Origin of the sequence: Propionivibrio sp. (assembly GCF_047602565.1) — a bacterium.
GTDB lineage: Bacteria > Pseudomonadota > Gammaproteobacteria > Burkholderiales > Rhodocyclaceae > Propionivibrio.
Window position 1 is genome coordinate 4,854,717 of sequence record NZ_JASGGX010000001.1, and the last position, 9,353, is coordinate 4,864,069.

Below are 9,353 nucleotides of genomic sequence, written 5' to 3' on the forward strand. Positions count from 1 at the left end.
GCTCATGGCCCCGGCGGCGCCTGCAGGCCGGGTTGGCGGTGCGATACGTGCCACGGGATGGTGAGGCGCTCGATCAGTTCGACGACGCCGTACAGCGCCAGCCCCAGCACGCTGAGGACGATGATCGCGGCGAAGGTCATGGTCGTGTCGAGCGCGCCGTTGAACTCCAGCAGCAGGAAGCCCAGCCCCTGGTCCGAGGCGACGAATTCCGCGACCACCGCCGCCGTGGACGACAGCGCCGCGGCAACCTTGAAGCCGGTGAACAGCGTCGGCAGCGCGTGCGGCAGCTGGACCTTGCGGAAGGTGCGCAGGCGGCCCGCGCCGGTGGAGCGCGCCAGATCCATGATGTCCGCGTCGACCGAGCGGAAGGCGGTGATGGCGCTGACCACCACGGGGAAGAACGACAGCAGGAACACCAGCAGGACCTTGGGCATGAGGCCGAAGCCGAACCAGATGATGAACAGCGGCGCCACGGCGATCTTCGGGATGATCTGGAAGAACACCAGCAGGGGATAGACGATCCCCTCGATGCGCCGCGAGAACGCGATGCCGAGCGCGATGACCACGCCCAGCACGACGGCGGACAGAAAGCCGAGCAGCATGGGCTGCACCGTATACGCGCCCGCCTTGGCCAGGCGCGGCGCCTTGTCCCACATCGCGGCGAGGATTTCGCTGGGCGCCGGCAGGATGTAGGGCTTGACGCCCGTGAAATGCACCAGCGCCTCCCACAGCAGAACGAAGCCGAGAAAGGCCAGCGCGACGCGCGCCGGTTGGGCGAAGCGCCCGAGTCTGTCGAGGTTGATCAACGTCATCTCCTTATGACAAGGGCGGTTGACACCGTGAGATGCGCTAATTAAAGTAACATCGTTCCAATAAGAATAGTGTTCTACCAAATGAGACTTGTCAAGGGATTGCTGGAGCGGTGCCTGGAGCTGATCGAACTGCTGGCGGTCAACGCGCAGTGGCGCCGGATGTCCGAGATCGCCGACGCGCTCGGCCTGCAGAAGGGGCCGGCGCATCGCCTGCTGCACGAGATGGCCGCGCTCGGCTGGGTGGAGCAGGACGCCGACACCGAGCGCTACCGCCTGACGCTCAAGCTCGCGCTGCTCGGCCAGCAGTATCTGCGCGGCACCGGGCTGTCGGGGCTGGTGCAGCCGATCCTCGACAAGGCCGCCGGTCAATGCCACGAGTTCGTGGCTTTGACCGTGGTGCAGGGCAACGCGCTGCACTGGTTCACCTCGTCCCAGGGCGCGCCGCCCGGATTGATGTATCAGCCCTCGCTCAGCGGCCGTGCCATGTTGTACACCACGGCCAACGGCAAGGTGTGGCTGTCCACGATGAGCGACGAGGAGGCCATCCGCCTGGCGCTGAAGAACGGCCTGGGGCGGTCGGCCAGGGAGGGCGAGGCGGTCGGGCCGCGGGCCCTCCGCACCGTGGACGAAATGCTGCGCGAACTGGCGGCGACCCGCGCGCGCGGCTACGGCGTGGCGGACGAGGAGGCGGCCAGGGGCGTGCGCGCGATCGCCGTCGCGGTACGCGCCTTCGACGATCAGCGGGTGGTCGCCACGATGAGCGTGGCCGGCCCGCTGCTGCGCATGGACCCGGCGCGCGACCAGGAATTGAGCGCGCTGCTGCAGCAGACGGCCAGTACCCTCGGCATGGTGTGGCCGCGCAACGGCCCGCCGCAGGAGGTCCTGGCCTGACCCGATTCCCGAACCGGCACCCACCAGGAGAGCGTCCCGTGAACGGCATCCAGATCAAAGGCGTCACCAAGCGCTACCGCCTCGCCAGGCAGGAAATACTGGCGTTGCAGCAGATCGACGTCAACATCTCGCCGGGCGAGTTCATTGCCGTCGTCGGCCCCTCGGGCTGCGGCAAGTCCACGCTGATGCGGCTGGTCGCGGGGCTGCATCCGGTGACCACCGGCAGCATCACCGTCGAGGGCCGGCCGGTCAGCGGGCCGGTCACCGACGTGGGGATCGTCTTCCAGAGTCCGGTCCTGCTCGACTGGCTCAACACCCTGGACAACGTGCTGTTCCAGGCCGACATCCGCGGCCTGCCGGTGGCGGAATACCGCGCGCGCGCCATGGAACTGCTGCGGCAGGTGAGCTTGCAGGATTTCGCCAACAGCTATCCGTACGAGCTGTCCGGCGGCATGCGGCAGCGCGCCGCGATCGCCCGGGCGCTGCTGCACGATCCGCCGCTGCTGCTCATGGACGAGCCGTTCGGCGCGCTCGACGCGCTCACGCGCGAGCAGATGCGGCTCGATCTGGAGCAGCTCTGGGTGACCACCCGGAAGACCGTGATCTTCATCACCCACAGCGTCGACGAAGCGGTGCTGCTGGCCGACCGGGTGCTGGTCATGGGGCCGCGGCCGGGCCGGATCGTGCGGGAGCTGCGCGTCAACCTGCCGCGCGTGCGCGGCCTGGAGGCGCGGCGCGACCGGCGCTTCTTCGATTATTGCGGCGAGATCAACGAGATCTTCTTCAGCCAGGGCGTATTGCGCCAGGCGGACGAGCCGGGGGGCGCGCAAGCGCCGAAGCCGTGATCCTTGACCCTCGGGGAGGACCGACATGAAGGTCGTCGAAACCGAAAAGTGTTTTCTGCTGCCGCAGGCGCATGCGCTGTTCAACAATTGCCATGCCTCGACCTTGGTGCGGCTGGCCGACGGCGAGCTGCTGGCCGCTTTTTTCGCGGGATTGCGCGAAGGCGAGGGCGACGTCGCGATCTGGATCGCGCGCACGCGGGACGGAATCTGGCAGCTGCCCGAGCGCCTGCTGGCCGAAGACGGGCTGTCGCACTGGAACCCGGTGCTGCACGCGGCGGACGGCACGGTCTGGATATTCTACAAAGTGGGCCCGACCGTCCATACCTGGACGACGCGGTGGTCCGTGTCGTACGACCTGGGGCGCACCTGGTCCGCGCCCCGGCAGCTGGTGCCGGGCGACGCGCTGCCGCGCGGACCGGTCCGCAACAAGCTGATCGTCGCGTCGAACGGCGACTGGATCGCGCCGGGCTCCATCGAGACCGACGAATTCTGGGATGCCTTCGCCGACATTTCGCCGGACCGGGGCAATACCTGGATCAAGTGCGACGTGCCGATGAATCATCGCCGGCCCGATTCCGCCGATAACGGCGAGGTGTGGGAAGGGCTCGCCGCCAACGCCCTGTGGGAGACCGACGTCGGCCGCATATTCACTTGGGACGGCGTGATCCAGCCGACCTTGTGGGAATCCGCCCTGGGCAGGATTCACATGCTGATGCGCAGCACCCGCGGCCATGTTTACCGCAGCGATTCCGCCGACTACGGCCGGACCTGGTGCCCGGCGTACGCCACGGCGCTGGCCAACAACAACAGCGGGATAGACGTGGTGCGCCGCGAGGACGGCGGCCTCGTCCTGGCCTACAACCCGGTGGCGGGAAACTGGGGCCGGCGCTGGCCGATCTCGCTCAGCCATTCCGCGGACAACGGCCGGAGCTGGACCGGCCTGCTCGACCTGGAAAACGAGGAGGGCGAGTTTTCCTATCCGGCGATCCTCGCCGAGGATGACCGGCTGCATCTCACGTATACGTGGAACCGCAAGAACATCGCGTACTGGCAGATCACCCTCGGCGCATGACGCGCGACTTCGGCCATAGCCCGTCAACCGGCGCGCCGGCCTGGCGCGGCGGCGTGGCCTTCCTGCTGGCCGCGACGCTGCTCTTCGCGCTGCACGACGCCACCTCGAAACACCTGATCGCCTTCTTTTCCGTGCCGCTGCTCGTCTGGGCGCGCTACCTGATCTACATCCTCATCATGCTGATCGGCGTCGCGCCGCGCATGGGCCGCGACATCATCGTCACCGGCCGGCCGTGGCTGATGATCCTGCGCGCGTTGATGCTGGTCTGCGTCTCGGTCTGCTTTCAGAACGCCCTGAAAACCCTGCCGCTGGCCGAAGCCACGGCGCTCACCTTCGTCACCCCGCTGATCGTCGCGCTCGCCTCCGGCCCGCTGCTCGGCGAGAAGGTGCGGCTGGGCGCCTGGCTGGCGACCGTCGCCGGTTTCGGCGGGGTGCTGCTCATCGCCCGGCCGGGCGGCGCCATGGACCCGGCCGGCGTGGGCTATGCGCTCGGCACGGCGCTGTGCTATGCCGCCTATCAGCTGCTGACGCGCAAACTGGCCGCCAGCGAGCCGCCGATGCGCCAGCTCTTCTACACGGCGTTGGCCGGCGCGATCGCCCTGTCGCTTTTTCTCCCCGCGTACTGGACCGGGGAAATTCCCACGCCCGGCCAGGGCCTGCTCATCGTCTCGCTCGGGCTCACCGCCGGCATCGGCCAGTTCCTGCTCATCCGCGTTCCACTGCACGCCCGCCTCGACCATCTCGCCACTGCTCTACAGCCAGCTGGTCTGGGCCATGCTGTTCGGCTGGGTCGTCTTCGGCCAGTTGCCCGATCTGCCGACGATGGCCGGCATGCTGGTGATCGGCGGGGCGTGCCTGAGCCTCGCCCTTTCCCGGCCGCAGGAAAACGCATGAGCGCCGGCCGTACCCGCCCGATCATGCTTCGAATTTGCGGGCCAGCACGCTCAGCCCGCCGCAGATCACGAAATACGCCGCCGCGACGAACAGGAAGATCGGCAGCGGATACACCTGCTCGCGATTGTTGACCTGGCCGGCGACCATGGTCAGCTCCGGCACGCCGACGATGAACGCCAGCGAGGTGTCCTTGATCAGCGTGACCCACTGGTTGATGAACGACGGCAGCATGATGCGCAGGCCCTGCGGCAAGATCACCAGGCGCAGGGCCAGCCAGCGGCTCAGGCCCAGGGCGCGGCTGGCTTCCCACTGGCCGATGTCGATGGCGCCGAGCCCCGCGTGCACCGCCAGACCCAGGTAGGCGCCGTTGATCACGGCCAGCGCCGTGATGACGGTAGCCGTGCCGGGCACGTCCAGGCCGAACAGGATCGGCAGCAGGAAGTAGCACCAGAAGATCATCATGACCACGGGAACGCCGCGCAGCACGGCGATCGCCGCATGCAGGGCGAGGCGCAGCCGCCTCCCGCCCATGGTCAGCGCGACGCCGCCGGCGAGTCCGAGCGCGGAGGCCAGCAGGCAGGCCAGGACGCTCATCCACAGGGTGAGCAGCAGGCCGCCCATGGCGCCTCCCTCGGGGAAGGCGCCGAAAAGGAAATAGCTCAGGTTGTCGGCCAGCAGTTCGGCGATCATCTGCCGGTTTTCCATCGCGGCGGCCGCGCGTGCGCGAGCCATTGGGTGGTCAGGATCAAGGCGAGGTAGAGCGCGGTGGCGACGGCGAAGGCCTGGAAGGTGAGCAGGGTCTCGCTCTCCACCTGGCGCGAGCGGTAGGAGAGCTCCGCGACGCCGATGGCCATGGTCAGCGAGGTGTTCTTGATCGCGCCGGTGCACTGGCTGATCATCGGCTGGCGCACGTGGGCCACCACCTGCGGCAGGACGACCCAGCGCAGCTCCTGCCAGGCGTTCAGCCCGAGCGCGCGCGAGGCCTCCCGCTGCCCGCCGGGGATCGCCCGCAGCCCCGAGGCGAATTCGCCGGCGATGAAGCTGGCGCTGTAGAGGCTCAGGCTGATCCACGCGGCCAGGAATTCGTAGGAGGGCCAGGACAGGACCAGCTCCCAGGCCAGCGGGATCGCGTGCGGGGCGTTCAGCCAGAAGCGCAGCTCTTCCGGCAGCAGGTTGGGCACGCCGAAATACCAGAGCAGCACCTGCACCATCAGGGGCGTGTTGCGGTGCGCGGCGATGAACAGGCGCGCCAGGCCGCGCGGCGCCGGGCCGCCGTACTCGATCGCCGCCGCCAGCACGACGCCGAGCAGCGTCGCCGCGAGGCAGACGAGCAGGGACAGCCAGGCGGTCAGCCACAGGCCGCTGCACAGTATCCCCAGGTGGCGGGGGTCGAGCCAGTTTTGTCCGAGCCAGGAAGGAGGGGCCATGGCGAAAAAAAGCGCGCCACCGGATGAGGTGGCGCCGAGAGGTGGTTGCGGGCGGCTTATTCGGTCTTGTCGCCGATCCGGAAGTCGCGGGCCAGCGGCGCCTTGGTCTTCGGGCCGAACCAGCGGTCGTAGATCTTCTGCGCTTCGCCGCTCTTCTCCAGCTGCACCAGCGTTTCGTTGACCAGCGCGACGAGCCGCGCCTCGCCCTTGGGAATGCCGACGCCTTCGTATTCGCGGCTGAGGGCGAAGGGCGAGACTTCGTACTTGTCCTTGTCCGGCGCCTGGGCGAGCAGGGCGATCAGCTTCGCGTCGTCCTGGCTGATCGCCTGCACGTTGCCGTTGCGCAGCGCGGCGAATGCCAGCGGCGTGTCGTCGTAGGCGACGACCGTGGTCTTGGGATACTTGTCGCGCAGCAGGATTTCCTGGGTGGTTCCCTTGTCAACGCCGACGCGCAGGCCTTCGAGCTGTTCGGCCGTCTTGAGCTTGCCCCTGGCGGCGATGAAGCGCGCGCCGGTGGCGAAGTAGGGCTGGCTGAAATCGATCTGCTTCGCGCGTTCCTCGGTGATGGTGAAGTTGGCGGCGACGATGTCGGCCTTGCCCGAGACCAGCAGCGGAATGCGGTTGGCCGGATTGGTCGGCACCAGTTCGAGCTTGACGCCGAGTTTTTTGGCGATGGCTTCGGCATACTCGACGTCGAGGCCGTTGATCTTCTTGGTCTTGGCGTCGAGGAAGCCGAACGGCGGGTTGCTGTCGAAAACGGCGGCGCGCAGGACGCCGTTCTTCTTGATGTCGTCGAGGCGGTCGGCCAGCGCCGCGCCGGAAAGCAGCGACAGGGCGATCGCCGCGATCAGTGTTTTTTTCATCGTCGTTCCTTCGGTTCGTTTTTGGGGAACCGATTATAGGAACCGGATTTCGCCGGATGCCAATAACTTATTCTTGGAAGCTAATACGCCTGATTGCAGATGCCGCGGCAGCCCGCGCTTCAGCGGTTCTTGCGGGCGGCGATGGAGATCGAGACGTGCCGGATGGCGAATGCCGCGGCGGCGACGATCAGGGCCGTCACCAGGCCGGATTCCGGCGATGAACCGAGCAGGTACGTGATGTTTCGCGCGAACATGATCACCTCGGGCAATGAGGGCGACACGTTCAATCTACCGCCCGAGCCGGAGGCGGGGAACCATTTTGTTTTCATATGGATATGCCGGCCGCGCGCCGGGATGACGTAATTCCCGGCAGCCGGTTCCCGCTGCGGAACGCCTGATCTCCGGTCAGCCGGTCAACTCTTCCCGGCCGGCGGCTTCGCCGGTCCGCGCCTCCAGCCAGTAGCGGACACAGGCGTCGGCGAGCGCCTGGGTCGGATCGACGCTGATCGGCAGCAGGTCGGAACGGACGTGGGCCAGACCGACCGGCACCTCGGTGCAGGCCAGGATCAGCGTCCGCGCGCCGCGCCGCACCAGCTGGCGCGCCGCGGATTCGAGCAGGCTGCCGCCGTGATCGAGGCGGTTCTGCTTGATGGCGTAGCAGCCGGGCGTAAACAGCGCGTCGAGTTCGTCGTCGGTGTTGATCAGGAACGGCAGGCCGCGCGCCGCCAGGCGTTCCTGATACAGGCCGGCGGCCAGGGTGCCGCGGGTGGCCACGATGCCGATCGGCCCTTCCTGTCCGTGCCGCCTTTCGACGGCGGCGATGGCCGCGTCAACGATATGGATCAGCGGAGCCGCGCTGGCCCCGGCCAGCGCGTCGCCCCACAGGTGGGCGGTGTTGCACGGAATGGCGATGCGCGTGGCGCCGCCCGCGTTCAATCGCTCGATGCCATGCAACATGGCGGGCAGGGGCGCTTCGCCAGTGCCGGCCAGCGCCTTCTGCCGGTCCGGAATCTGCGGCACGTTCCACACCAGCAGGGGGACGTGGTCCTGGTCGCAGGTCGCCGGCGTGGACGCGACCACCTTGTGCAGGAAATCGACCGTCGCCAGCGGCCCCATGCCGCCCAGCACGCCGATCAGCGGCGTCCGGCTCATCGCTGAAAAGCCGGCTGCGGCGCCAGCACCGAGCGGTAGGCGAACAGCCCGGCGGCACCGCCCGTATGCACGAAGACGACGTTCTCTCCCTGGCGGAAATGCCCCTTGCGCACCAGGTCGACCAGCCCGGCGAAGCCCTTGCCGGTGTAGACCGGGTCGAGCAGGATGCCTTCGTGGCGGGCCAGCAGCTGCACGGCCTCGACCATGCCTTCGGTCGGAATGCCGTAGCCGCCGCCGACGTAGTCGGCATTGACGGCCACCGCGGCGTCCGGGAAGTCTCCGCGCACGTCCAGCAGATCCCAGGTCTGGCGGGCGAGACGGCGCACGTTCTCCTCCTGCTTCTCGCGCGGGGCGCGGACGCTGATGCCGAGCACCGGGATGTGGCTGTTCGATCCCTCCAGGCCGACCACCAGCCCGGCCTGCGTGCCGGTGCTGCCGGTGGCGTGCACGACGTGGTCGATGCGCAGGCGCTGTTCGTTGGCCTGCGCCACCAGTTCCAGCGCCGAAACGACGTAGCCGAGCGCACCGATCGCGTTCGAGCCGCCGCCGGGAATCAGGTACGGGATTTCGCCGGCGGCGCGCAGGCGTTCGCCGACGGCTTCCAGCTCCTGGTTCATGTCCAGGCCGGCCGGGCGCGTCTCGATGGTCGTGCCGAAAATCTGGTCGAGCAGCACGTTGCCGTTGGCGTAGTACTCGTCGTGCGCGTCGCCGACGCGCTCCTCAAGCAGCACGGTGCTCCTGAGGCCGAACTTGTTGGCGGCGGCGATGGTCTGGCGGACGTGGTTGGACTGGGTGGCGCCCTGTGTGACGACGTGCGTCGCCCCTTTCGCCAGCGCGTCGCCGATCAGGAACTCCAGCTTGCGCGTCTTGTTGCCGCCGAGCGCCAGGCCGGTGTGGTCGTCGCGCTTGATGTAGAGGTTGGGGCCGCCAAGATGCCGCGTCAGATTGGGCAGGAATTCCAGGGGCGTGGCGGACAGGGTGAGGTTTACGCGGGGAAAGCGGGTCAGGTTCATGGTCTTCTTTCAGAGTCGTGAAGTTCAGGTGGGCGCGGCGGTAAGCGATTTGGCGGCTTCCTCGCGCACGCAGTGCAGGATATCGCGCTTGATCCTGCCGTAGGCCGGGTCGGCCACCAGATCCTCGGGATCGCGCGGGCGGGCGAAGGGCACGGCGATCTCCCGGCAGATGGTCGCCGGGCGCGCCGACATGAGCAGGATGCGGTCGGCGAGGAACAGCGCCTCGTCGACGTCGTGGGTGACGAAAAGAATGGTCGTTCCGGTCTCCTGCCAGATGGCGCCGAGCAATTCCTGCATGGCCAGCCGGGTCTGCGCGTCGAGCGCCCCGAAGGGTTCGTCCATCAGCAGGATTTCCGGGTTGGGCAGCCAGGCGCGCGCCAGCGC

11 protein-coding genes and 1 pseudogene are annotated in these 9,353 nt (G+C 68.0%); 4 read left to right on the top strand and 8 right to left on the bottom strand.

Annotated elements, in window-relative coordinates; genetic code table 11:
• Positions 1-2: 2 nt before the first annotated feature.
• Positions 3-806, bottom strand: coding sequence for an ABC transporter permease (locus QM701_RS22965; protein ID WP_415169310.1), 804 nt, complete (start codon positions 804-806; stop codon positions 3-5).
• 87 nt (positions 807-893) lie between these two features.
• Here QM701_RS22965 and QM701_RS22970 point away from each other — a divergent pair, with 87 nt between their 5' ends.
• From QM701_RS22970 to QM701_RS22985, 4 genes are read left to right on the top strand one after another with little or no spacing between them, the layout of a single operon-like run.
• Positions 894-1,703, top strand: coding sequence for an IclR family transcriptional regulator (locus QM701_RS22970; RefSeq protein ID WP_415169311.1), 810 nt, complete (start codon positions 894-896; stop codon positions 1,701-1,703).
• A 38-nt stretch (positions 1,704-1,741) separates the two neighbouring features.
• Positions 1,742-2,548 (top strand): ABC transporter ATP-binding protein, encoded by an 807-nt coding sequence (locus tag QM701_RS22975; RefSeq protein ID WP_415169312.1) that lies wholly within the window; start codon positions 1,742-1,744, stop codon positions 2,546-2,548.
• Positions 2,549-2,573: 25 nt separating this feature from the next.
• Complete coding sequence (locus QM701_RS22980) at positions 2,574-3,620, top strand: sialidase family protein (RefSeq protein ID WP_415169313.1); 1,047 nt, start codon at positions 2,574-2,576, stop codon at positions 3,618-3,620.
• Positions 3,617-4,645 carry a DMT family transporter gene (locus QM701_RS22985; protein WP_415169314.1) on the top strand — a complete coding sequence of 343 codons (1,029 nt, stop codon included), beginning with the start codon at positions 3,617-3,619 and terminating at the stop codon, positions 4,643-4,645. The genes QM701_RS22980 and QM701_RS22985 overlap by 4 nt, the downstream gene beginning before the upstream one ends.
• Here QM701_RS22985 and QM701_RS22990 read toward each other — a convergent pair.
• The 7 genes and pseudogenes from QM701_RS22990 to QM701_RS23020 form a co-directional block, all read right to left on the bottom strand.
• Positions 4,536-5,204, bottom strand: a complete 669-nt coding sequence (locus tag QM701_RS22990) for an amino acid ABC transporter permease (RefSeq protein ID WP_415169315.1) — start codon at positions 5,202-5,204, stop codon at positions 4,536-4,538. The two genes, QM701_RS22985 and QM701_RS22990, sit on opposite strands and share 110 nt — an antisense overlap.
• A complete protein-coding gene (locus tag QM701_RS22995; RefSeq protein ID WP_415169316.1) occupies positions 5,201-5,941 on the bottom strand; it encodes an amino acid ABC transporter permease in 741 nt (246 codons plus the stop codon). The genes QM701_RS22990 and QM701_RS22995 overlap by 4 nt, the downstream gene beginning before the upstream one ends.
• Before the next feature lie 56 nt (positions 5,942-5,997).
• Positions 5,998-6,804: an ABC transporter substrate-binding protein gene (locus QM701_RS23000; protein ID WP_415169317.1), complete on the bottom strand. Its 807-nt coding sequence runs from the start codon at positions 6,802-6,804 to the stop codon at positions 5,998-6,000.
• Positions 6,805-6,923: 119 nt separating this feature from the next.
• Complete coding sequence (locus QM701_RS23005) at positions 6,924-7,058, bottom strand: hypothetical protein (protein WP_415169318.1); 135 nt, start codon at positions 7,056-7,058, stop codon at positions 6,924-6,926.
• Positions 7,059-7,209: 151 nt separating this feature from the next.
• On the bottom strand, positions 7,210-7,956 hold the full coding sequence (locus tag QM701_RS23010) for an aspartate/glutamate racemase family protein (protein ID WP_415169319.1): 747 nt from the start codon (positions 7,954-7,956) through the stop codon (positions 7,210-7,212).
• Entirely contained in the window at positions 7,953-8,969 is a 1,017-nt protein-coding gene (locus QM701_RS23015; protein WP_415169320.1) for a D-cysteine desulfhydrase, read from the bottom strand. The genes QM701_RS23010 and QM701_RS23015 overlap by 4 nt, the downstream gene beginning before the upstream one ends.
• 24 nt (positions 8,970-8,993) lie before the next feature.
• Positions 8,994-9,353: pseudogene (locus tag QM701_RS23020) on the bottom strand (ABC transporter ATP-binding protein); the annotation flags it as partial.

Excerpts from the sequence above, each read along its gene's own strand:
- QM701_RS22970 (WP_415169311.1), top strand. The coding sequence starts at position 894 with ATGAGACTTGTCAAGGGATTGCTGGAGCGGTGCCTGGAGCTGATCGAA.
- QM701_RS22985 (WP_415169314.1), top strand. The coding sequence starts at position 3,617 with ATGACGCGCGACTTCGGCCATAGCCCGTCAACCGGCGCGCCGGCCTGG.
- QM701_RS22995 (WP_415169316.1), bottom strand. The coding sequence starts at position 5,941 with ATGGCCCCTCCTTCCTGGCTCGGACAAAACTGGCTCGACCCCCGCCAC.
- QM701_RS23015 (WP_415169320.1), bottom strand. The coding sequence starts at position 8,969 with ATGAACCTGACCCGCTTTCCCCGCGTAAACCTCACCCTGTCCGCCACG.
- QM701_RS23000 (WP_415169317.1), bottom strand. The coding sequence starts at position 6,804 with ATGAAAAAAACACTGATCGCGGCGATCGCCCTGTCGCTGCTTTCCGGC.
- QM701_RS23010 (WP_415169319.1), bottom strand. The coding sequence starts at position 7,956 with ATGAGCCGGACGCCGCTGATCGGCGTGCTGGGCGGCATGGGGCCGCTG.
- QM701_RS22990 (WP_415169315.1), bottom strand. The coding sequence starts at position 5,204 with ATGATCGCCGAACTGCTGGCCGACAACCTGAGCTATTTCCTTTTCGGC.
- QM701_RS23005 (WP_415169318.1), bottom strand. The coding sequence starts at position 7,058 with ATGTTCGCGCGAAACATCACGTACCTGCTCGGTTCATCGCCGGAATCC.
- QM701_RS22980 (WP_415169313.1), top strand. The coding sequence starts at position 2,574 with ATGAAGGTCGTCGAAACCGAAAAGTGTTTTCTGCTGCCGCAGGCGCAT.